Origin of the sequence: Thermococcus sp. SY098 (genome assembly GCF_035621495.1) — an archaeon.
Classification (GTDB): Archaea; Methanobacteriota_B; Thermococci; order Thermococcales; family Thermococcaceae; genus Thermococcus_B.
The window spans coordinates 1059005-1083126 of record NZ_CP141821.1 but is presented as its reverse complement, the minus strand read 5'-3'; the positions used below and the strand labels follow the sequence as shown (position 1 = coordinate 1083126).

Below are 24122 nucleotides of genomic sequence, written 5' to 3'. Positions count from 1 at the left end.
AGTCAGAGAGAAGGAAGGGAATTCTTTCCCCTCCGTCCTCACTCCTCTCTAAACGCTCCGTACTTCTTAGGGTCATAGAACGGAGGTGAAACAGTTACCGCTTTCTTCTTCTGTCCTCTTATCTCTATCTCAATCTCAACTCCAGGAACGGCATATTCTGGTTTGACGAATGCAATTCCAATTCCTATGCCCAAGAGCGGTGACATTGTACCGCTTGTAACTTCTCCAATCTCCTTTCCGTCTTTGTAAACCTTATAGCCGGCTCTTGGAATCCCTCTGTCAACCATCTTGAAGTGCACCATTTTGCTTGGCAGTCCTCTCTCTTTCTGCTTGAGTAAAGCCTCTTTTCCTATGAACTCCTTGTCCCAGAAGATCGCAAACTCCAAGTTTGCCTGAAGTGGGGTAACTTCATCAATGTCAGTGCTCAAAAGCTGCAGTTCCTTCGTCTCGTTTCCATAGAGTGTATATCCAGCTTCCAATCTGAGTGTATCTCTCGCTCCGAGCCCAGCTGGCTTTATGCCGTATTTAGCTCCAACTTCAAGAATCTTCTCCCAAACGTAGAGAGCCTTCTCCGGCTTTCCTCTCTTCTCTGGATCGGGATGATACGGATTTGCATCCTCAAAGTAAACTTCGAATCCGTTCTCACTTGTGTAGCCGCTCCTTGAGAGAATCATCCTTATCCCATCAAGTTCAACCTCTTTAGCTTGGAACCACCAGAGCTGGTTTATGTCAATTCCAAAGAGCTCCATGGCTATGTCCTTTGCTTTGGGCCCTTGAATTGAGAACATTGCCATGTCGTAGGTTTTGTTCTCTATTTCCAAATCCAGTTCGGTGTACTGCTCAATTGCCCTCTTAATGCTCATAAACCACGCATAGAGCTTTTCAAAGGCATCGCTGTCACAGACCATCATATATGTATCGTTGCCCATATTAAAGACCAAAGTTTCGTCCTTAACAGCTCCTCTTTCATTCAGAACGAGTGTATAAGTTCCGCTTATAGCTGGGGGTTTTGAGATATCGTTTGTTGTAACGTACTGGAGAAACTTTAAGGCATCTTTACCCTTAAAGATGATTTCTCCCATGTGTGAGACGTCAAAAATCCCAACGCCATTTCTAACAGCCAAATGTTCTTCTTTTATGCTTGAATACCAGATTGGCATCTCCCAGCCAGCAAACTCCTCAACCTTCTTAGCATTTGCTTTATGCCAGTCAAAAAGGTGAACCCTCTTCATGATACCACCCAAATTGAATTGCTTCGATGATAATATAACCCTTTTCATTGTGCCGAAATTTTTAAAAACTATAATCATGATTATATAATTATGATTAGAAAATTTGTAAATAGAAAAGAAGAGTTGAACTTGCTTGAAAACCTTTGGAAAAAGGAAGGCTTGGTGTTTGTTTTAGTTTATGGTAGAAGAAGAGTTGGGAAGACAAGACTTTTGGAGGAGTTTTCAAAAGACAAGGAAAGAATTTTTGTAATATTTGAGGATAAACCGAGAGAATACAACTTTGATTTACTCTCAAGGAAAATTTCAGAACTTTTAGGTGTTAACATTAAAATTAGAGATTTCCCATCTTTGTTTAGTCTACTAAAGACCCTCAAAAGAGAAAGGCTTCTTCTGATACTCGATGAGCTTTCCTATTTAATCCGCAGAGAAGAAGGAATTTTAAGTGAAATATCACGAGCTATTGAAGAAAACAAAGATTTAAATGCACTTATTGTAGTTTCTGGCTCCTATGTGTCTCTTATGGAAAAGGAGTTCTTTAGGTATTCGGGTCCTATTTATGGTCGTACAGATGCGAATATTAAAGTGACACCTTTAAAATTTAAACATCTTTTTGAGTGGTTTGAAGGTTCAAAGATTGAGGATCTTTTCAAAATTTATGGGGTAACTAATGGGGTTCCCAAGTATCTGGAATTCTTTAGTGGCAAAAATATTGAAAAGGAAATCGTTGACAACTTCTTTAACTCATCCTCATTTCTATTTAGAGAGGCAAGAGCTCTGCTTAGTGAAGAGCTTAGAGAGTTATCTATTTATCTTGCTATCTTAGAAGCAATAGCAAAAGGAAACACAAAGGTCACGCAGATAGCGAATTTCTGTTATCTTAAAGAAAACCAAGTGGTACCATATCTGAGAGTTTTGAGTGAGTTGGGGATTGTTAAGCGAATAGTTCCTCTTTTCGGAAAAAGAGGAATCTATGAAATAGCTGACAACTATTTCTTGTTCTGGTCACGGTTTGTTAACCCGTACTATGAAGAAATTGAGAGTGGCTTTATTAATGCAGCGTTGGAAGACTTCAGAGCAAACTTCAATCAGTTTTTGGGGAAACCTTTTGAGAGATTGGCTCAAGAGCTTTTAATTGAGCTCAGCAAAAAGAATCTACTACCTTTCAACTTTACAAAGATTGGAAGATGGTGGCATAGAGGAGAAGAAGTTGATTTAATAGCTTTGAATGAACATGAGAAGAAGGTATTGTTTGTTGAGGTTAAGTGGAAAGACTTGACGCTGAGGGAAACAAAGCGTATTTTAAATGATTTAAGAAAGAAAGCTGAACTTGTAGGTCTGAAAGATTATGAAAACTACTTTGGCATAGTTGCCAAAAGATTAAATAAAAAAGATAAATTGGGAGAAAATATTTTAGCACTCGATTTGCGAGATTTTGAGAAAATAAAATAATGCCGGGCTTATTCAACATATCTCAAGGCCTCAACCGGGCTTAAGTCAGATGCCTTCTTTGCCGGATATAAGCTTGAGATTATTCCAATTAATAGCGTTATTACGAATGCTATCGCAACAACGTTCATATCCACCACAGGATCAGGTAACAGCTGACCTCTCTGTCTGAATATGAACACCACCATCTTTGCAGCTCCTATTCCAAAGAAAAAGCCCAAAATTCCTCCGATGCTTGTCAATATTATACCCTCAATGAAGATCATCTTTAAAATAAAGCTCTTCTTTGCCCCAATCGCCCTGTAGGTTCCAATTTCCCTTGTCCTCTCCATCACTGAAGTTAAAAGAGTGTTCATAACTCCGAGGGCTCCTACAAAGAGAGCAATGCTGCCAATTCCAATTAAAAGGTTGTGCATCATTTTTTGAATAATAAGCACCATCTGAACGCTCTGTCTTGCTGTGATGACAGTAACCCCCGGAATCTCTTTCTCGATTTCCTTCTTAACCTCGTCAATGAATGCAACATCATCAACCCATACATCCACTATGCTTATCTTCCCTTCCTCGTGGAACATCTCTTGAAGAGTATCTAACGGAACTACTACCATCATATCTAAGAAACCCGCCAAGAAGGATTGTCCGCTTTCCTCCAAATTGCCAACAACCTTGAATTCGTAGGGATTTCCCTGGTCATCGTAGATTATTATCCTCTGCCCTGGTGTGATATCCCAGTTTAGGGGTTTGCCCTCAAAAGTTGCGAACTTCCCATGAGCTAACAGATAGCCGAGAATAGCCTTATATCTGTCGTTCTTCCTCAAGAATACCCCTCTTTCCAAGTGGAGCCCCCTCAATGAGAAGAACTTCTGGGCCTTTTTTGGATCAACACCCATTATTGTCAGCTCGAGGATCCAGTCATCGTATTTGATGGTTGTAAACTTTATCAGAGCTGGATTTACAGCTTCAACATGATCAATTTTCTCTATCTTCCTTACTATGTCTTCACTCATCGTGCTCGTTGCTGCCCTGATTATGGAAACGCTAACTCCGGGCATTATCATGAGAACATTGCTTGTGCTTTCAAGCTCTTGCTCTATTGCCATCCGGGAACCTTGGGTTATGGAAACTAAAGCGGTAACTGAGCCAACGGCTATTATAATCCCCAGCATTGTGAAAAGTGTCCTGAGCTTCCTCCTTGTTAAATTCCTAATGGCAATTTTAATTAGCTCACTCCACACTTTTTCTCCTCCACAGGAGAATTATTATAAACAGCAGAAGAATTCCTCCACTGATGTAGTACTCATAAGGCTTTCTCTCTGAATAGCTCAGAGTTTCGGGAATTCTGATGACCAAATCTTTCTCAAAAGTTTTTTCCTGACCTTTTTCATCTTTATAGTACACTTTGGCATGGATAACGTATTCTCCCTTTGGAATTGTCTTATTTAGAATCTGGAAGTTTACACTGTCATAATCCAATCCGGCAATTCTTCCCACGTATCTCTGCCCGATTGGAAACAGCTCAAGCTGCTTTGAAGTCACATCGAGGGTTACCCCCCTTGCGACATCCTTGCCTTCGTTAACAACATACACTTCAAAATTGTATTTTCCTCCGCTCTCCCAGATGTTCCCTATATATAGGTCAAGGAGAGGATAAGCACTCACCTCAACTCCAAACATAGTTTCCTCCTTGTAAACAACACCGTTTTCGTCTTCGTAGGTAATTGTGACATAGAGTGGGTAAATTCCTCTTTGAACTTGCTTTATCTTAAAGTACAGCTCTCCTTCAGCTGTTGTATTGACTTCAGAGAAGTAGAGAAGACTCTGTTTGCGTATTGGGAATATGTCAACTTCCTGCTGCACTGCTTCTCCTCCTGAGGGGAAGTATGGATATGCGGTTTGTTTTTCTTCCTCAGGTTTTTCTCCTGTGACCCTGACCCTAACATGTTTGGCAACTGAATTTCCAATGTTCCTGAGCTTTATTCTAACCGTAAAGTTTGAATCAGGCTGAACGATGGAAGGAATTATCTTAAATTCATCGATAATTACTTTTGGTCTTATCCTGTCTTCGACGGGAATTCCAACCTGAACTTCCTTGCTTTTCTTTGCACCATCTTCGTCCTGATATTCGATCCTAATGTAGAGCGGATAAACATTTTCTTTGAGGTTTTTTGAAGATATCAGTGTGAATGCAACTGTCTTCTCTTCCCCTGGAGCCAAAACCTCAAGGTACTTAATTGGGCTCTCCCTGTATGCAGCGAAAGGCAAAGAAGATTCAAATTGTGGAATCGTAATTGTTGGAAGAAGAGTTTGGGTTTGCTCTTCTTGAATCTGCTCTTTGGAATATAGATAGACGCTTATGAATCGCGCGTTTTTGTTTCCTACGTTTCTCAGTGTTATAGTCAGCTTGAAGGGCGAGCCTATTTCAACCTCTCCGAAATCAACTTTCTCAATAGTTATTTCCGCTCCCCTGATAATCGCATATTGGGCATATTTTGGTGCTTTAATCTTCAGTCTTACTGTCTTGTTTGTGATGTTCTCCACGTAGATGGAAAGCTCATTCCAGTGATAATAACCAGTTCCAAAATAACGATAGTCAACTTCTCCTTTCTTCTCATATCTCGCCAAAAATGTACCGTTTTTTATCTCAAGAATTATGAATTTTATGGGCCCGTATCTAAAGATTGACCTCTCATAGGCATCTCCATAGAACACATCAACAGCTTTTGAATAAATTCTGATTAGTGCCCGAGGATTGTCTTCAAGGGTTATAACAACAAGCTTGATCTTCACGTCTTTGTACTGGTATTCCTGACCTTCTTGGAGGGAGAACTCGCTCTCGTTGAACGCTATGTTGTCCCTGAGTTTGAAGAGCACAGTATTGGCTATTCCAGTTCTTGGGCTTGTGAGTATATCCTCAACCGTTAAGGTGTAGTTTCCAAAAGTCAGGACATCTCCAATTCCTAAATAGCCGGAAAATGTCAGCAGATACTCTTCTTTTTGAGGCTGGGCTTTTATTGTGCTTGGGATTATCAGCATGAGAATTAACACTATGGCAAGCTTTTTCATAACTTTTTCACCTCGTTAATCTTCCCATCTCTTATTTGAAGAATTCTCTCAGCCTCTTTTGCAACCTCGACATCGTGAGTCACTATCACAAAGGTAGTTCCTCTCTCAAGATTTATCCTCTTCATTAAAGCTATTATCTCTTTCGATGTCTGGGTGTCAAGATTTCCGGTCGGTTCATCTGCCAAGACTATGCTTGGATCGTTGGCTAAAGCCCTTGCTATGGCAACCCTCTGCTGCTGCCCTCCGCTCATTTCATTTGGTTTGTGATGCATGAACTTTTCCAGCCCAACGGATTTGAGGAGCTCCTTGGCTCTTTTTATCCTCTTCCTCCTTGGAACACCGGCTAAGAGCATCGGCAACTCAACGTTTTCCAGCGCTGTTAGTATTGGAACCAAGTTGTAATATTGAAAAACAAAGCCAATTTTCCTCAATCTGATTTCAGAAAGCTGATTATCATTAAGATTGCTAACATCAATTCCATCAATATACACTTTTCCGCTTGTGGGTCTGTCTAACAAACCGAGCATATTGAGAAGCGTAGTTTTTCCGCTTCCGCTTGGTCCTATTATTGCAACAAACTCTCCTTCATAAATCTTCAGACTAACCCCTCTGAGAGCTGGAACCACTATCTTTCTGCCGATGTAATAATTCTTGACAAGATCAACGGTCTCTAAGACAATCCTTCGCTCCATTGCAAAGTATAGTATGTGTGGATGTTTATATTCCCTTCGGCAATACCTAAATACTTCAACCGCATAAAATATTATTGGTGAAGCTGATGTTTGAGAAGATACTTTTTCCAACGGATTTTTCTGAAGTGTCTTTGCATGCGTTAAGGAACTGTGTCCCGAAGTTCTTTGAGCTTGGGGCTAAAAAGCTCTACCTTGTACACATAGTTGATATCACTGCAACCGATATTGAAGCCCTTGAGCTCATGAAGATTGATGAGGAACAGATAGACAACTTGGCGGATGAGCTTAGAGAAAGGGGAATAGATGTTGAACCAATTGTAAAGCTTGGAATTCCTTCGTTGGAAATAGCTGAAATTGCCAAAGAAAAGAACGTTGACCTTATTATAAGCCCCTCAAAAGGAGAAAACATTCTGCGCCAGATGTTTTTGGGAAGCACAGCTTCAAACCTTGTAAGAGCAACCAAGAAACCCGTTCTGTTGATTAGGTATGAATGGGATGAAGAGGAAGAGAAGATAAAATGCCTACATGACTGTGAAAGAATTTTTGACAAACCACTGGTAGCTTTAGACTTTTCACCGTGTTCAATACGGATAATGGAGGCTGTTAAGAGGTTTGAAGAGCTCGCTAAGGAAGGGATCCTTCTTCACGTCGTTGACTACGGCAAAGCTGAGGAGCTTGAAGAAAATATAGCAAAGGCTAAGCAGAACCTTGAGAGGTATGCAAAGATCGTGAAGTTTCCAGTTGAAAAGGAGGTGCTGGCTGGTGTTGCCTCTCAGGGGATAATAGGTCTCTCAATAGCAAAAGGTGCAACGCTTATTGTAATGGGCAAGAAGGGGCGGAGTGTTATTAAAGATTTACTCCTCGGAAGCACGGCAGAAAGGGTCATAAGGGATTCAAAGCTGCCTGTGCTTTTGGTGCCGTGTGAATAGCCTCAGACTGGAACGGCTTCGTCATCAATCGGCAGCTACCCTGTTGCCATCATCGGCTGTAGTGAGTAACTTCCTTCAGCTTTTAACTCTTTTTGTAAATCGAATTTCCATATGCATCAATAGCAACCAAAAGCGGGAATTTTTCAACCTCCAACACCCAAACTGCCTCGGGAGTGCCAAGTTCATCGAGCCAGAAAACATCTCTTACTCTTTTAATGCTCTTAGCCGCTAAAGATCCTGCTCCGCCGGTGAATGCGAAATAAACAGCTTTGTGTCTTTTAAAGGGTTCAGGATTCATTCCTCCCTTTCCGATAATCCCCTTAACTCCTAAAGATAAAACTTCATCGAGATAACGATTCATCCTTGCACTTGTTGTTGGGCCTGCTGATATTATTTCAAATCTTTCGTTTTTTCGGACAATGGGTCCGCAGTGGTATATGACAGCACCCTCTAAATCGAAGGGTAGCTTTCCCCTTCTTGCAAGCTCAACAATCTTTCTGTGGGCTAAATCCCTTGCCGTGTATATGACTCCAGAAAGATGAACAATGTCGCCAGTTTTAAGTTTTAGGACATCTTTCTTGCTCAAAGGCGCTTTTAGCTCCATAACATCACCATGATGGGGTTTATCTCTTTCTTTAAAGCTTTTTTGGGTTTGATTAATTTTCTCAAACCCAGCCTGTAAGTATCTGTTTTGCCAATTTAACTTCGGTGATGGTATGAACACCAAGATTATTGGTTCGGGGATTCTTGTTGCACTGCTTGTGTTTTCCATAGTAGGATATGTCGGAGCGTTTGGAGGCGGAGGAGAGGGAAAGCTTGAGTATAAAGTTTATGCAAAGGAGCAGATAATGTCTGGAGCATACAAAGTTTACGGCAATCCAAAGCTTGGCTTCTGGGTCGCAAAAGTTGTTCTCCATAACTCAGGGAATGGGGCGATAAGGAACATAAAGATAAGATACTCAATTGACAACTATGCCTCTGAGACCGAGAAAAGCTACCCAATTCTCGTGCCCAACGGGACGATAGTTGATCTCTACTACCCGATTCTCTCAAGTGAAGTCACCAAGCTTTCGGCTTCAACGCCTTCAAACCTCAGAATAACCATAACCTATGAAGTGAACGGAGAGACTAAAGAAGAGAGCATGACAAAACCTCTGAACATTCTCGGCGTCAACGACTTCGTCTTTTCATCGCTCAGCCCTGAGGAAAGCACCGGTAGCTTTTATGACACCTTCAGCAATGCTCCGCTTTTAGCTGCTTGGGTTACCCCAAGCGATCCAGTTGTTAGAGAATTTGCTGACATGGGAAACAAGTTAGCGGGTGGAGCGGGAGCAAGCTTAAGCGACGATGAAGCCATTAAAAGCCTAAGTGGCATGTGGACTTTGGCTGTGATGAACGGCTTCTCATACAAGACGGAGGCTGAAGGCTACTGGACTGGCAAGTTCTCCGAGCATATAATGTTTCCACGTGACGTAATTAGGGATAAGAGCGGAACCTGTGTTGATTTGGCGTTGTGGTTTGCTTCTCTGGCAATGTCTCAGGGTCTCAAAGCTTATATAGTTCTGATGCCTGGTCATGCTTTCCCCCTAATAGAGCTACCCAGCGGTGCAATAATTCCAGTTGAGGCAACCGCAATAAATGCGGGCGTTTCGTTCCAGCAGGCGGTTCAGGTCGGTGTGGAAACTTGGCAGAAAGCCATGCAGGGGCCTTACATCATAGTGGATATTGCAGGGGAGCATGCAAAAGGCATTGTGCCTCCTGAACTTCCAACTCTGCCCGCTGATATTCTCGCAAAGTGGGGGATAAAGCTACAGGGAGGAAATATGGACAACAATGGAGGGAACACCAACAACGGTGGAGACAACAATTGGGGTGACAACGGAGAGAACGGTGGGACTCAAACCCAGTGGGACACCTACCATGGGACTTACTTCTCCTTTGACTACCCTGCCGAGTGGGGTGCGCCGGAGGACTACGGTGGCTACGTCTACTTGCTGAGCCCTGACGGAGAATTTGAGTTTCTAGTAATTTATCTGCCGGGTGCGAGCGTTCAGGACATGGTTTATGCCTTCGAGCAGAGCTTAACTGACATGGGAGCAACGATAAAAGACAGGCAGGAAACCCAGGCAAGCATAGCCGGTCAGACAGTTTACACAATTCTTTACACTCTTGACACAGGCTATGGAGAGTACTCCGCAGTTGCGAGGTATTTCACAGCGAACGGCATTGGATTTGCGGTTGTTTATGACTTTCCAGCCGGGATGAGCGAATACAACCAGTTGGGTGAATATATGGTAAGCACCTTCAGGCTGGGGTGATGGAGATGAGGAGGGCTGTGGTTTTACTCGTCCTTTTACTCCTTCCGCTGGCAGTTGCGCAGGAGATAAAGATAGTTGAGTACAAGATAGACGGCACAATGAAGATCACGGTTGATGAAGTTGGAAATGCTAAGGTTACCGAGGTGTGGAAGTTTACCCCAAACCTCTATCTCCAGATGAAGCAGGCTTATCCCACTACATACATGCTGAAGAGGGAGTTTGAGAACAAGAGGAGCGATACGGAGTACAGGAACATGAAGATTGAGTGGGATGACTCCAACAACCAGATTAAAGCTACATATGTAATGCTTGGAGCGGCAGTGAATAAAGGCTCCTATTGGGAACTGAAACTGGGGGAGGGAGACCTGACTCTCTCAACCCAGACAGGAAATACGGTTGTTTTAACGGCGGTTCAGCCACTCTTCGGGGGACAGGGCAGGTTGGTTGAGACGATAACCGTTGTTCTCCCAGAGAAGGCAAAGAACATCAGATTTGAAAATAATGTGATTAGGTACGAGCTCCCATACAAAGAGAGCGGCAAAAATCCTGTTTTCTTAGCCCTTGCCGGGATTTCGATAGTGGGTCTTGTTGCTCTTAACGTCCCTCTGAAGAGGGAAAAGAAATGATCAGGGAGATAAGGAAGGAGCTTGTGGAATACATAAGCAGGAGCACTGGAATAGATAAGAAAACCGTTGTTGAGGTGTTGAGGGCTGAAGAAGCTTTTTTTATGATGCAGATTAAAAAAGCCCTTGAGAAGGAGGGGGTAAAGTTATGAGAAAGGGTTTGGTGTTCCTTCTCTCCTTCCTTTTGGTTTCAAGCTTTTTTGGGAATTTCAAGTTCATATCTGGATTGGATTTTCCTCCTACGTTTGTAAGCTCGTGTGCTATTCTTGGCACACCCGGACTCGTAGTTCTGACAAAGGACATAGTGATAACTGATCCAGATCAGCTAATTCCTGTATATGACTATGTAACAATAAACGGATCCAAAGTGAAGAAGCTTGTGGGATATACTTGCTTTTATATGCCACGTGGAGTTGGTTTGGGCACTATAGATGGGAGTGGGCACAAAATAGTCCTTAAGCTGGACAAATCTAAGTTTTCTTACAATCTAAGTTTCAGTGCAGTGTACCTTGACCACGATATTGCTGTACATTCTACACCGGGGGTGATTATACGCAATATGGAAATAGAAGGATGGGACATAGGAATCGACTTAGCCACTTCATATTTTATTGAACGGCGGGACACTATAACAAACACTACAAAAAAAGGAATATATGCTAGTGCAAATGTTGTTGTAAGTGGTATTGCGATTTACAATATCACGTTTCGGAACAATGGATACGGGATAGTAGTAGGAGGTTACATCAGCAACTTTTTATTCGACATCTACCACAATGAGCTATTCCCCTTTGTAATAGCCAACAACACTTTCGAGAACAATGGTAACTCCAGCCTTTATATGAATGGTGGCAGTGGAATATACATCCATTATGGGAAAGTAATTTGCGACAGATACTTGGGCTGCCCCCAGATAGTTGGAAACGTTATAAAAAATAACACCCTTGGGATAAACTACTATGCCAGTGGTTCTCCAGCACCAGATGAAATATCCCTACCAGCCAAGGAAAATGTTATAAAAAACAATGCTGTTGGAATTTTAATTACAGGCTCAGGGAAACTAAACGCCGAAAGAAATAACATAACCAATAATTCAATTGGAATTGCAATAAATCCACCTACTGACCCTCAAGTTTCAGTGTCGAATTTGGGATATGCCATCACAGTGTTCCAGAATCTTTCATGGAATATAACAATTAGAAACAATGTAATCTCTGAAAACCTTGAGGGGATAATTGCACCTAACGTTTGGAATCTTACCATTGAGAGCAATACCATATCCAAAAATCTCATGGGAGTCATCGTACCTCATTCTAAGAACGTGACAATAGCGAACAACGTTATAAATAGCAACAATAGAGCCACTGAATTCATAAATTTCCCCGATTGGGGAGTTGGAGTGATGTTTTACAACGTCTCCCATGCCAGGATAGCTAACAACAGGATATCCAAAAACCGCATTGGCATAAAAGTTCTCAGTTCTGACAACATAACAGTTTCAGACAACCTCATAAAGGACAACACGGACTACTATGTAACTCACTATTTGGATGACGATAGAATCGGATATGAGTTCAGTTACAGGGACTGGGGAGCGGGAATAGTATTCTACAACGTTTCCGATTCATCTATAGTTAACAACGAAGTGGCAGGAAACGGAATCGGTCCAGTTGCTACGGATGTAACAAATTCATACTTTGAGAAAATAGATACGCGCCAGGAGCTTTTCCCATACTATTACCCTTACTACTTTGTGGCCAATGCAAGCGGCGGAATAATAGATGTTTACGGTAACAATAACGTGATCAAAGGCAACTACATACATGATAATGCCGGGATAGGGATATGGATCCACTCAAAGAGCAGTATAGAGGACAACATTCTCGTCAATGACTACATCTCGAACATAGATCTGCCTCCTAAGCCCATAATATATCCAATTTCTTGGGGAGGTTTTGTTGTAGTAGGATACTATTCAAAGCCTTTAAACTACTGGTTTGACTTCACTGTGAAGGACACCACCATAAACGGTAAGCCCGTTGTTATGGTGAAAAACGAAAAGAACGTTGTGATAAACGATGCCTCTCAGGTTTTCGTAGTTAATTCCTCTGGTATCACCGTGGACACCGTTTCTTATCAGGTAATAGTTGTGAATTCCAGCAGTGTGAAGATCAGCGGACTGAGCGTTAGAAAGTCGTTCGATTCCCCGGTTGTAATAATGAATTCCAAAGATGTGGAAGTTAACGATGTAAAAGCCGAAGAGCCTAAAGCAGCGAGCGGAATTTACATAAGGAATTCATCCCAGATATCCATAAGAAACAGCGAGTTCATTGATTTTCCAGCGAGTGTTCTGCTCTCCATATACTCCAATGACATAACAATTGAAAGCAGCAAGTTCATCCACAGCTTTGGAAGGGCTATGCTTTTCTTAAAAAACAAAGATATTAGAATAGCGAACAACGTAATAAAAGAAAGCTACATTGGGATAGAGGGACGGAACGTCACAAATATGGATGTTTCAAGCAACATCATAGAGAACAGCTCAGTGAGGTCGTCAATTGCGTACTTGAGGTATTATGAGGTTTGGGGCAAGAAGGTAGTAATCCCCAGGCTATATACTGACCCCACAGGTTACTATACAGTTTATTACATGCCAGAAGGTGAATCCTTCTGTAGAGCTGGAACCGGAATCTGTGCTTACGGCGAGAATTTGACAATAAAAGGCAATACAATAAGAAACAACAATCTCCTCGGCATTTTCATATCCTACGGAAAAGCCGTTACACTCGAAGGAAACCTCATATCAAACAATACAAGAGGCGGATTCGGATTTGGATATTATGCCACGGTTGAACAAGAACCTCACAAGATTGAAGGACTAACGGTAATTAATAATACCTTCGAAAACAATGGAATATGCTTCACCGGCGAATGTAGGCTTTTGAGTCCTCCTGTAGAGCTGTATGCTACAAACATTGAGATAAGGGACAACACGGTAAATGATAAGCCACTCCTTTACCTTGAAAATGCAAGGAATAAGGTGATTTATGAAGCAGGTCAGGTAATAGCAGTAAACAGCTCTTTGGTGATTAGGAATGCAGAGATTAAAGACACTGATTTACCGGTTTTTGCTTTCAATTCGAACCTCACGGTTAAGGATTCAAGCGTTGAAGGCAAAAGCGGAATTGTTGTCCTTTACTCAAACACAACAATAGTAAACACCAGGATAATCCATGGATACGGTGGGGTTTTAAGTGAGAGGTATGAGAAGAAAGTCAATGGAAGGTGGATGATAACTAATGAAACTTACACGATCTCAAATTCCAGAGGTTTTGTGGCAGTTGGAGGGAATTCAGCCCTGATAAGAACCGAAATAGTTGGGAGGAACCTCACTTATAAAGATGTCAGTGTTGGAATTTACGTTTCTTTTGGCGGAAATAATTACCCCATCCTAACTGTAGTTGATTCAAAGATTGAGCACCAGTTCGATGGAGTTAGTGGAGCGGCTGGAGCCTTAGTGAGAGAACCATCGGAAGTGAACATCATAAGAACTACATTCGTGAACTGCTCTGGTTACGCCATATTCTTGCCAGAGTGCGACGAATGTAAGATTGTTGACAACAAAATACTGAATTCCTTTAGCGGAATAGGGATAAGCTCCATTTCAGGGGGCTTTCACATTAAGGATGTTCTTATAGAAGGCAACGTGATAGTGAACACATCCTGGGGAGTACAGGCTTATATGATCGAAAGGCTTGGGAACATAACAATTTCAAACAACGTGCTTGAGAATGCAGGGAAGGGAATAACGATTGGCGGAAGTACTTTGGATGGAATAATTGTAGCCAACAATACACTCATCAACGGTACCCATGGAATAACCATGATAGCAAAATTCCAAATGTTCAACAATACCATTGCCGGAAACTTCATTGCCAATGTGGGAGGAGGAATAGTTTTCAGCGGCGGATACTTCTATTATGCCCAGAGCTCAAGGGATAACATAATAGCCAACAACACGGTGATAAATGCTTCCATTGTCGGAATAGGATGGGTAAGGACAGAGACGATGTATAAGGGATTTAAGAGCGTTGAGGGCAACGTTGTGACAGGCAACATACTGATAAACAATTCCCGTGGCTTATCCTTCTTGGGCAGGACAATTAAAGGAAACCTCGTTTACAACAACTACTTTGATAATGATGTTGATGTTTACATCCCATATTACGTTACTGAAGATGGGGTAGCCTTCAACACAACCAAGAGAATAGGAAAAAACATCGTTGGAGGGCCGTTCATAGCAGGTAACTATTGGGCGAAATACACAGATGCTGAGGACAAAAACATGGATGGCATAGCCGATGATCCCTATCAAGTGGCTGAGGGGTTCATGGACTACCAGCCCCTCGTTTTCTTCGAGGACAGGGTAAAGGTAATTGAAAACAAAACGTTTCCAATAATACTCAATGAACCCGGCTATTACAGGCTCAATATCAACGCAAGCGGCATTACAAGCCAGTATGCAATACTCATCAACTCAAGCAACGTCCTCCTCGATGGATCCGGAAGTGTTCTCAGCGGAGGTGATTGGGCACTCTACGGAATAAAAGCCATCAACGTGGAAAACATTACCATTGTCAGCTTTAATCTGAGCAACTGGCTTCTTGCCGGGGTTTATGCTGAAGACACAAAGAACTTGGCAATTGGAGGAATTTCAGTTTCTGGGAAGACTGCTGAAGGGATTGATGTGAGGAATTCAGTGAATGCTGAGATTTCATTAAACCACATTTATTCAATAGAGGGGGACGGAATTTACCTTAAGGGAACAAGGCTAAGTATCATCAGAGGAAACGTAATAGAGAATGCAAAGGGCTCGGGAGTTGAGCTTGATTCAAACTCAGCTGAGAACACAATTGAGGGCAACAGGATTGAGAAGGGAGGAGTAGGCTTCTACTTGAGGCCCGGAAGTGGAAACAATACAATAAGGGGCAACTATCTTGTGGACAATCTCCTTGGAGTGTACATAGCTGGTTCAAGCGGCAATCTAATCTACAACAACTATCTCTCCAACGAGAGAAACGCAAAAGTCTTGGGTGGGGTTAACTACTGGAATGTTACTAAAACTCTGGGTAGAAACATTCTTGGAGGAAATTATCTTGGAGGAAACTACTGGAGCGATTTGGGGGATTGTGAAGATAATAACTTAGATGGATTCTGTGATGTTCCCTACATAATAGACGAGAACAACATTGACTACCTTCCACTGACAATATCATTTGACACGACGCCGCCGGAGGTAGCGATCTTATATCCGGAGAACACAACCTATTATCAAAATGTCACTGAAATTAAGGTGAAAGCAAGTGATGACCATATGATTGGAGAGGTCAAAGCATTAGTGGATGATTCAACATGGGTTACCCTGGAGTTTGACGGGGAGTACTATGTGGGCAAAGTGAATCTTGGCAAAGGACATCACGTAATAAGGGTTTATGCTTACGATATTGCCGGAAATTCTGCAAGTGATGCCGTTGAGTTTACCATTGTTCTTCAAGAATTGAATGAGAGCACTACATCCAGCCAACCATCCATTACACTCCTAACGTACTTGTACTACCTCTGGTATCATAAAACTTTGGAGAAGTTCAACAAACTTTACAATCAATCGCTTGACTTCATTGATAACGAGACTCTAAACACTGTTCAAAGCCTTTTTGACCAGGCAAGGAATGAATACACTTGGGTTGAAGAACATTACCAATCACTCTTGCAGGCGGACATCAGGGCTTTAGTGCACATGAGAAAAGCATACCTCTACATAAAACAAGCCGTAGAACTACTACAAAACACTTAGGGGTTCCATCCTCCCTTTCTACTTTTAAACATTCATCACACTTTGTTAATTGTAAAATAAAATCTTCAACATGTGCTTGGATTCCAAACTTCTAACAATTTTTCAAAATTGTACAGCGATGAATATAAAAATGTAGAATGCATAGATTAGATAAAGAAGGTGTCACCAGATGGACGTTCCGCAACTAATGAAAGTTCTCTCTAATGAGGTGAACCTTCAGATTTTGTCCATTCTTAAGTCTGGCTCGTTTAATCCAAGAGAGCTTGCGAGGATTCTCCAAAGGGATGAGACCGATGTTTCAAGACGTTTGAAGATGTTGGAGAGAGTAGGTCTGGTTGAAGGAAAATGGATGAGGGTTAGGAATAAGAACATCAGGATTTATTCTTTAAAGGTAGGAGAAGTTAAGATCAGCTTTGAACCTGGAGGAATTATAATAAAAACCTCCAAGGATAGAAGTTATGAGATTTCCCTTCTTGAAAGCAAAATGCCAAAAGTTGAGGCATTCTTTGGAAGAAAAGCTGAGATAAGCACTCTATCCTCATCAAAAAAGCCTGTGATAGTGATTTATGGGATAGCTGGGATTGGAAAAACTGCTTTGGCAGCAAAAGTTTTTGAAGATGCTTTCTGGTACCAGATGAGCGAAGTTGACAGCTTCGATTATTTTGTCTGGCAGATTGGGCTGTTTTTAAACACCTTTGACTATTCGTTGCTTTTGGAGTACCTGAGGAGTGGGGGTAGGGAGGAGAGAGACTTATTCGAGCTGATACTGGAGGGAATAGAAAACACAAAAGCTAAAATTGTTATTGATGATGTTCATAAATGCTCCGATGAAAGGATACTTAGATTGCTTTCATTTTTAGCGCTGAGAATAAGAGATGGAAAGCTTGTTTTGATATCCAGAGAAAAGTTGCGTCTTGGCGCTGATGAAAACATTCTGTATTTCCACCTAAGGGGCCTGAGTCTCAAAGATGCATATACCCTCTTAAGGGCAAAAGGCTTGAATCTCGATATATCGGATTTCGTTGAGATTTACAACCTAACAAAGGGGCATCCATTGGCTTTAACTCTTTTTGCGGGGGCATATAAGGAAAACCAAAAGGTAAGAACGGACAACTTTTTTGATTTTCTTTTCAGTGAGGTGTATCAGCAGTTAAGTCCGGATGAAAAGCTGATGGTTCAGGTAATCTCTCTGTTTGATGATCCTCTTGAATACGATGCAATTAAGACACTGTACGGAAGGAAAAATTCCTTTGTTGTTCTATACTCTCTATTGAACAAAGGAATAATCGAAAAGAGGGGAGAAATTTACTTCCTCCATGATTTGCTCAAAGGATTTGCAAAGGAAGTGAGGGAGATAGATGAGAGGGAATACTATTTGAGATATTTGAATTATCTGTTGAAAAAGAAAACCGCCAAAAACTTTCTAACAGCATTCAGATATGCAACTAAGCTTGGTGATGAAAAGATAATCAAAGATCTGACTGAGTTAAGACTAAGAAAATTTAAGAGAGTCGTTCAGGACTTCCCAGATGCATACATGAGGATTCTAATTCAGATCAAAGGAAATCCCTACGCTAAGAAGGAATTGGGTCATATATACTTTCAGAGAGGCTTCTTTGAAAAAGCTCTAAAGCTTTGGCTTGAAGTTAAAGATGACCTTGATGGGATTCACAGAGCAGATGTAATAAGTTCCTTAGCAGATGTTTGCATGGAGCTCAATGACTTCAAGGAAGCGGAAAAATACCTGAAAGAGCTCGAAAGCATTGCAAAAAACAGCGATGACTTAGAGATCAAGTTCTGGTATTATGTTGAGCTTACAAAGTTCTATTTCTATACAGAGAGGTCTGACGATGCCCTCAGGAGTGCTTTTAAAGAACTTGAGGTAATAAGGAAAATGGAGCCTTACCCAGAGCTTGAAAGTCTTGCTCTTCTTCATGTTGGAGATATCTACATTGCTATGAAGAAACTTGAAAATGCCGTTCAGTACTATCTCCAAGCTTTAGAAATTGCAAAAGCCTACAACTTGACGTTTATGGGGCACATCTCTTATATGGAACTCATGAAGGCATACTATTCCCTGGGAGATTATAAAACAGCGGTTGAATATTCAGGCAAAGCTGTGGAATATTTTTTAAAAGTCAGAAACTACCGTAGGGCAATTGACACTCTTGCATATAGATGCGTATCCTACATTGGGTTGAAAGACCTTGACGAAGCCGAAAAAGATGCTGAGGAAATGATAAGAATTGCTCAAAGCACTAACTATCCTCTTGGCTGGGCAGGATATATCTTTTTGGGGGCAATTAAAGAGCTTAAAGGAGAGAGCGGAAAAGAGTATTTTGAGCTTGGAAAAGAAAAGCTGAAAGATTATTCCTGGCTTTATGATGCTGTTTTGGAGGAACTTGGGAAGGTATTCAATGTCTCAAAGATCACTGCCAAATCTTAGCTCTCCCCTTTTCATCAACCTCAATGAATGCTTTTCTGTGGGCCCAGCACTGAACTATCAATCCTACAGGTAGAGAAGCTGGATGTCTGTGGGCGTATTCTACCTTAACATCCAAAGCGGTTGTGTTTCCTCCCATGCCCATTGGTCCAATTCCAAGTGAGTTGACTTTATCAAGGATGTCCTTCTCCAATTGGGCAATTTTTTCATTTTCATGCCTTATTCCAAGAGGCCTTAAAAGTGATTTTTTGGCAAGTTTTAAAGCTAAATCAGCACTTCCTCCAATTCCCACACCAAGAATCACTGGCGGACAGGGCTTACCTCCGCATTCTCTCACCCTTTTCACAACAAAACGCTTGACGCCTTCAAAGCCTTCGATTGGGTTGAGCATTGCCAAAGCTGAGCAGTTCTCACTCCCTCCACCTTTGGGCAGGACTGCTATTCTTATCTTGTCCCCATCAACAAGCTCCCAATGTATTACTGGCACGAACCTGCCAGTGTTATCTCCGGAATTTTTGTTCGTGAGAACATCAACAGCGTTGGGTCTTAGGGGGACTTCTTGTGTAGCTCTTCTTGTCGCTTTCACTAAAATTCCCCTAATTTTACCAAGATATGGATTTCCAATCCCGGCTTCAACGAAAAAAGTTATTGTTCCAGTATCTTGGCAGATAGGAATTCTCTCATTTTTGCCGATTTCAATTGATTTAAGAATGTTCTCAAGATTAAATTTTGCAATTCTGCTTTCTTCTCTTTCATATGCCAGCTTAATTGCGTTGATGACATCTTCAGGAAGGTTTGTAACGGCTAATCGAATTGCCTCAATAACTGCCTCAGTAAGCTTTTCCTCCAATGACACCACCTTATATCAACCTTCAGCTGTGTGGTTAATAAGTTCATTCAAAAAAGAAAGACAGGACACTAAACCAGAGCTTTCAAAAAGTTTCTGTATATCTCCTTAACCCTCTTTACTGAGCTTATACTGACCCACTCATCGGCAGAATGCCAGTTGCCTCCGATTGGACCAAAAACCAGAGTCGGTTTTCCCAAGTAAGTGCCAAAGTAGTTGAAATCTCCAACGCTCTTCCCATAAGTTACTTCAACCTCTTTGCCTGTTTTCTGTTTGAATACTCGCTTAAATGTCTTCACCACTTTGAGATTTTCTTTGACGTAATAGGGGAGCATCTCTGGGGTGGGTCTTTTGAATTTTTCAATTTTCAGCTTGGCTTTTACTTCAAGTTTTTGGGAAAGCTTTTCAAGTGTTTCTCTAACAAATTCCCAGTCTTCTCCAACTACAGTATGTCTGTCGACTATTGCCTCTGCGTATTCCGGAACGCTTAATCCATCTGCTTTTCCCTTTATTTCAAGAGTGCAGAAACTTCCCATTCCCAACTTCCGATGTTTCTTCAGCTTTGCCTTATTTAAATTTGCAAGAAGCTTTGAGAGCTCCTCTATCGCATTGATACCATTCTCGGGTCTTGCAGCGTGGGCTTTTTTGCCGAAAGCCTTAACTTGGATTACAAACCTTCCCCTTGCACCAAGCATAAGCTTTTCATTTGTGGGTTCACCCACAAGAACCACATCAGCCTTTTCAAGCTTTTTGCTCTTAATCAGCTCCCAAGCACCTCGAGAGTATCCCTCTTCATCAACAACGGCGGTGAATATTATGTTAGGTCTCTCTCTCCGAGAAAGCTCAGCGATTTCAGCAAAAACGCTCATTAATGCTGCCAGTCCACCTTTCATGTCCGCACTTCCAATGCCATAAAATTTATCCCCTTCGATTTGACCCCACGGGTTTTTCGTCCACCCAGCGCTTAATCCAACGGTATCCATATGACCATTAAGCACGACCGTATTCTTAACACCTTTCAAATATGCAATTACATTGCTTCCAAATCCCTCAACTTCTTGAGTTTCAACCTTAGCATACGACTCAAGAAACGATGTTATAAATTCAGAAATTTCTTTCTCTTCACCAAAATGTGATGGCATAGAAACAAGCTTTTTCAACAACTCAATTTCCACAAATATCACCATGTGTTATTGTGTTACTAAGTTTATTAATGTTTGTGTACGATATTCATGAGGAAGGTTGATCCTTGATATATTTTGTTGTGATAAAGAATATAACTGGGAAGTACGCTGAGAAGCAGGTATTGGTGGACCGGGCGGGATTTGAACCCGCGGCCTCTGCCTTGCGAGGGCAGCGCTCTCCCAGGCTGAGCTACCGGCCCACACCCATTGATGAGAAACAAAGCTGTCTATTTAAAGATTTCGCCAAAGCAAAGATATAAAAAGAGAGTCTCATAGAACATTACTCTTCTTTCTGCTTGAGAATCTCTATGACCTTTTCTACAACTTGGACGCCAGCTCTTTCTTGAGCTTCCCAAGTGCTTGCTCCGATGTGCGGTGTTAAGACAACATTATCAAGCTTTGTGAGCGGATGATCTTTTGGAAGTGGTTCTTCTTCGAAGACATCCAATCCAGCCCCATAAATCCAACCTTCCTTGAGCGCCTTAACTAATGCTTCTGTATCAACTATTGGCCCTCTCGCTGGGTTAATCAGGATTGCGTTCTTTTTCATGAGCTTGAGCTTTTCCTCATCGATTAAATGGTACGTGCTGTCCAATAGTGGAACGTGGATTGTCACGACATCGCTCTCTCTTAAAAGCTCCTCAAGCTCAACGAACTTTCCTCCCACTTCTTCAGCTCTCTCGTAATTCTTAATGACATCATAGAGGAGAATCTTCATTCCAAAGCCCTTTGCTATTTTTGCAACGTTGTAGCCAATTCTTCCGAATCCTATGATTCCAATAGTCTTGCCTTCAAGCTCAATTCCCATACACTGCTTCTTTGCCCAGGTGCCTTCCCTCATCTTTCTGTCAGCAAAGGCAACTTTTCTTGCAACTGCCAGAATTAGAGCCCAAGTCAGCTCTGCAACACTTCTGCTTGATGCCGCTGGTGAATTTACAACTTCAATTCCTTTTTCTTTGGCAGCTTCAAGGTCAATGTTGTCAAGACCAACTCCAGCCCTTCCGATCACTTTAAGCTTTTCCGCTGCCTCAATGACATTTCTTGTAACTTTTGGCTTGCTCCTAACGATTATAGCATCAACATCCTTCGCAAGTTCGATGAGTCTCTCTTCATCTGGGTACTCTTCATAGACAACTTCAAACCCTTCATTCTTCAAAAGCTCAATAGCCTTTGGATGTAATGGAGCAGCAACCAAAACCTTCATCTCAACCCCTCCTTTTTATTGCCATCAGCATAACCTGGTCTGAAGCGTCTTCAGCCCTATCTGCAATGTCTCCGATTTTAGTTATGACCTGATTCCATATCAGCTTTGCGTAGGTGGTGATCTTTTCGCTTTCAAACATCTTTTTAAGGATGTCATATTCAAGCTTGTCAGCATTTTCTTCCTGCTCTTCTGTCTTCTTTGCATATTCGAGTGCCTCGTTAACATCCTCATTCAGCATTTCAACAGCTTTTCTAACATAGTCGTATGTTTTTAATGATGCCTCTACAAGTTGCATAATCTCCTCCTTAAGCTCTTTTGGAATTTTTGGCTTTGCCAAGATTAGGACATGGGCTGCACTCTCAGCAGCGTCAGCAGTATTGTCTATCAGCTCAGAAAGTCTAACATAGTCTCCTCTGTTTGCGGGCAGAAATGCTCCTTGATAAAGCATCGTTTCTATCTCTCTACGGAGAGTGTCTGCTTCTCTTTCATACCTCTCAACTTCTCTCATTAGCTCCTCCGCTTTTTCAAAGTTTCCTTCAAGATAAACCGTTATCATCTCTTTAAATTTTTCCAGTGTGAGCCCTACCATTTCTAAATGCCTGTTTATTGCCTCAAATACATTGCTCTCTTTTCCTCCAAATATTGGCATTCTTCATCCCCCACATTAATATTTATGGGTTACTTTATTTACTTTGCGTTAACAGCTCCTTTGCTTTTATTAAACTCCATAACAAATTGTTCATTGGGGCTGAAAGCCCAATGTTTTCTGCGTATTCGATTATTTTGCCGTTTATATAATCAATTTCTGTTCTTTTGCCTCTCTTTAAATCTTGGAGCATTGAATTGTAGTTCTCGCGGGTTCTCTCAAGTGTGTCTATAAGAACTTCAAGAGGATGCTCCTCAAACTCAACTCCCCACTGCATTGCAACTCTGCAACCCTCTTTTACAATTTCCATTAAAATTGCCAGCAGATGCTCGTTCTCAAGCAGAAATCCGTTTTTAACTTCAAGCAGAGCACCAACGGGATTAATTGCAGAATTCACCAATGCTTTAATCCACTTCCATCCCATTATATTTTCACTCACTTGAGTGTCAATGCCAGCCTCATTAAACACTTTGGCAACTTTTTCGACAAATTCGTTCTTTCCTTTAGGGTAAACCCCGATTTTTGTTATCCCCCTGCCTGTCCACCTAATAACTCCCCATTCCTCAAGCATTGCCCCGTTTGTCGTTATCCCTCCAAGAACGTTTTTTGTGTATTTTAATGCCAAGTCTTCATTGCCGAGCCCATTCTGTATGCTCAAAATCCATGTTTTCTTTCCGATGCAGTGCTTGGCACAGCTCAAGGCATAGGCTGTGGAGTATGATTTTGTTGCCAGTATTATCAAATCCGGTTCATATTCAGGAGCATAAGTTACAGCTTTTGGATGGACTGTAAACTCTTCAACACCAACGATTTTTAGCCCCTTCTCATTTATTGCTCTCACGTGTTCTTCCCGTCCTATAAGTGTTACATCATTTCCAGCTCTTGCTAATAGAGCACCGAAAAGAGAACCGATTGAACCTGCCCCAAGTATGCAAATTTTCATTTTCTCACCTCAAAAGCTTTCTTAAGGGAATTAGGGAATATGCAATCAGAACAATTGAGGCTGTCCAAAAAATCTGCCTGTACAAATTGTAGTTGAGTGCATATAGAGCATATGTGGCTGAGCAGTAAAAAGTTACCAAGAGGGGAATTCCCCCGCTTGATATTACCCTGTTCTTGAAAAGCATCAACAATGTCCCGCTTGCTCCAAGTAGGAATATTAATGGCTTTACCTCATTGGGCCAGACAAAGTTCCATGCCCTTACAAGTGCAAATATGGATGCTATCCCTATAACTCCATTTATTATCCTCTCACTTAAGCTGACCTGCTGCTTGTCTTTTGGAAAACCGACCATGAGTGCAAGCATTGAGAGCATGAGCCCAGCAAGTGGAATTACATAGATGGTAATCTCCGCTCTTTGAACAATCATCAGAACAAAGGCTGAAAATAGAGAGATGCCGGCAAAAAACCTCGCTTTTCTCTTGAGGTATGATAGGGATAAGAGAATTAATGCAATAATTGGTATCTCCATCATGAGCAGGGTATTTCCTTCTACACTTTTTCCCAAAACTATTGCTTCATTTGCTAAAATTATCATCCCAATACCGAGTAACATGTAAAGCGATATTATAAAAGCTAAAAGGTAAATCAATAATGCAAGATTTTCTCTTTTCATTCTCCCACCGCAAGCATTTTTAATC

At 41.6% G+C, this 24122-nt stretch carries 18 protein-coding genes and 1 tRNA gene; 7 read left to right on the top strand and 12 right to left on the bottom strand.

The window, feature by feature from the left end; translation table 11 throughout:
• Nucleotides 1–38: 38 nt before the first annotated feature.
• Entirely contained in the window at nucleotides 39–1235 is a 1197-nt protein-coding gene (gene gcvT / locus VFC49_RS06100; protein ID WP_324736660.1) for a glycine cleavage system aminomethyltransferase GcvT, read from the bottom strand.
• Nucleotides 1236–1322: 87 nt separating this feature from the next.
• On the opposite strand from gcvT, the gene VFC49_RS06095 reads away from it, so the two are divergent.
• Entirely contained in the window at nucleotides 1323–2681 is a 1359-nt protein-coding gene (locus tag VFC49_RS06095) for an ATP-binding protein (protein WP_324734792.1), read from the top strand.
• Between the two features lie 8 nt (nucleotides 2682–2689).
• On the opposite strand, the gene VFC49_RS06090 is transcribed toward VFC49_RS06095, so the two are convergent.
• The 3 genes from VFC49_RS06090 to VFC49_RS06080 are packed head-to-tail and all read right to left on the bottom strand — an operon-like array spanning nucleotide 2690 to nucleotide 6433.
• Nucleotides 2690–3913, bottom strand: a complete 1224-nt coding sequence (locus VFC49_RS06090) for an ABC transporter permease (RefSeq protein WP_324734791.1) — start codon at nucleotides 3911–3913, stop codon at nucleotides 2690–2692.
• A complete protein-coding gene (locus tag VFC49_RS06085) occupies nucleotides 3903–5741 on the bottom strand; it encodes a hypothetical protein (protein ID WP_324734790.1) in 1839 nt (612 codons plus the stop codon). The genes VFC49_RS06090 and VFC49_RS06085 overlap by 11 nt, the downstream gene beginning before the upstream one ends.
• Nucleotides 5738–6433 carry an ABC transporter ATP-binding protein gene (locus VFC49_RS06080; protein WP_324734789.1) on the bottom strand — a complete coding sequence of 232 codons (696 nt, stop codon included), beginning with the start codon at nucleotides 6431–6433 and terminating at the stop codon, nucleotides 5738–5740. The genes VFC49_RS06085 and VFC49_RS06080 overlap by 4 nt, the downstream gene beginning before the upstream one ends.
• Nucleotides 6434–6519: 86 nt before the next feature.
• Here VFC49_RS06080 and VFC49_RS06075 point away from each other — a divergent pair, with 86 nt between their 5' ends.
• Entirely contained in the window at nucleotides 6520–7362 is an 843-nt protein-coding gene (locus VFC49_RS06075) for a universal stress protein (RefSeq protein WP_324734788.1), read from the top strand.
• Between the two features lie 82 nt (nucleotides 7363–7444).
• Here the strand turns inward: VFC49_RS06075 and VFC49_RS06070 are convergent, their stop codons facing one another.
• Nucleotides 7445–7966 carry a FumA C-terminus/TtdB family hydratase beta subunit gene (locus VFC49_RS06070; RefSeq protein WP_324734787.1) on the bottom strand — a complete coding sequence of 174 codons (522 nt, stop codon included), beginning with the start codon at nucleotides 7964–7966 and terminating at the stop codon, nucleotides 7445–7447.
• Between the two features lie 112 nt (nucleotides 7967–8078).
• Here VFC49_RS06070 and VFC49_RS06065 point away from each other — a divergent pair, with 112 nt between their 5' ends.
• The 5 genes from VFC49_RS06065 (at nucleotide 8079) to VFC49_RS06045 (ending at nucleotide 18603) form a co-directional block, all read left to right on the top strand.
• Nucleotides 8079–9680: a cysteine protease gene (locus VFC49_RS06065; protein WP_324734786.1), complete on the top strand. Its 1602-nt coding sequence runs from the start codon at nucleotides 8079–8081 to the stop codon at nucleotides 9678–9680.
• Entirely contained in the window at nucleotides 9680–10306 is a 627-nt protein-coding gene (locus tag VFC49_RS06060) for a hypothetical protein (RefSeq protein ID WP_324734785.1), read from the top strand. The genes VFC49_RS06065 and VFC49_RS06060 overlap by 1 nt, the downstream gene beginning before the upstream one ends.
• Nucleotides 10303–10455, top strand: coding sequence for a hypothetical protein (locus VFC49_RS06055; RefSeq protein WP_324734784.1), 153 nt, complete (start codon nucleotides 10303–10305; stop codon nucleotides 10453–10455). Before VFC49_RS06060 ends, VFC49_RS06055 begins: the two co-directional genes overlap by 4 nt.
• On the top strand, nucleotides 10452–16157 hold the full coding sequence (locus VFC49_RS06050; protein WP_324734783.1) for a NosD domain-containing protein: 5706 nt from the start codon (nucleotides 10452–10454) through the stop codon (nucleotides 16155–16157). The genes VFC49_RS06055 and VFC49_RS06050 overlap by 4 nt, the downstream gene beginning before the upstream one ends.
• A gap of 169 nt (nucleotides 16158–16326) precedes the next feature.
• Nucleotides 16327–18603 (top strand): NB-ARC domain-containing protein, encoded by a 2277-nt coding sequence (locus tag VFC49_RS06045; RefSeq protein ID WP_324734782.1) that lies wholly within the window; start codon nucleotides 16327–16329, stop codon nucleotides 18601–18603.
• Here the strand turns inward: VFC49_RS06045 and VFC49_RS06040 are convergent.
• The 7 genes from VFC49_RS06040 to VFC49_RS06010 all read right to left on the bottom strand — a co-directional run bounded on the left by VFC49_RS06040 (nucleotide 18587) and on the right by VFC49_RS06010 (nucleotide 24097).
• Complete coding sequence (locus VFC49_RS06040; RefSeq protein ID WP_324734781.1) at nucleotides 18587–19450, bottom strand: fumarate hydratase; 864 nt, start codon at nucleotides 19448–19450, stop codon at nucleotides 18587–18589. The genes VFC49_RS06045 and VFC49_RS06040 overlap by 17 nt on opposite strands.
• Nucleotides 19451–19518: 68 nt before the next feature.
• Nucleotides 19519–20622, bottom strand: a complete 1104-nt coding sequence (locus VFC49_RS06035; protein WP_324736659.1) for a M20 family metallopeptidase — start codon at nucleotides 20620–20622, stop codon at nucleotides 19519–19521.
• 132 nt (nucleotides 20623–20754) lie between these two features.
• Nucleotides 20755–20831: transfer RNA gene (locus VFC49_RS06030), tRNA-Ala, on the bottom strand.
• A gap of 80 nt (nucleotides 20832–20911) precedes the next feature.
• A complete protein-coding gene (locus tag VFC49_RS06025) occupies nucleotides 20912–21835 on the bottom strand; it encodes a D-2-hydroxyacid dehydrogenase (protein WP_324734780.1) in 924 nt (307 codons plus the stop codon).
• A gap of 1 nt (nucleotide 21836) precedes the next feature.
• Entirely contained in the window at nucleotides 21837–22484 is a 648-nt protein-coding gene (locus VFC49_RS06020; RefSeq protein ID WP_324734779.1) for a TIGR00153 family protein, read from the bottom strand.
• 34 nt (nucleotides 22485–22518) lie between these two features.
• Entirely contained in the window at nucleotides 22519–23424 is a 906-nt protein-coding gene (locus VFC49_RS06015) for a 2-dehydropantoate 2-reductase (RefSeq protein ID WP_324734778.1), read from the bottom strand.
• Nucleotides 23425–23428: 4 nt separating this feature from the next.
• Complete coding sequence (locus VFC49_RS06010) at nucleotides 23429–24097, bottom strand: hypothetical protein (RefSeq protein WP_324734777.1); 669 nt, start codon at nucleotides 24095–24097, stop codon at nucleotides 23429–23431.
• Nucleotides 24098–24122: the final 25 nt, after the last annotated feature.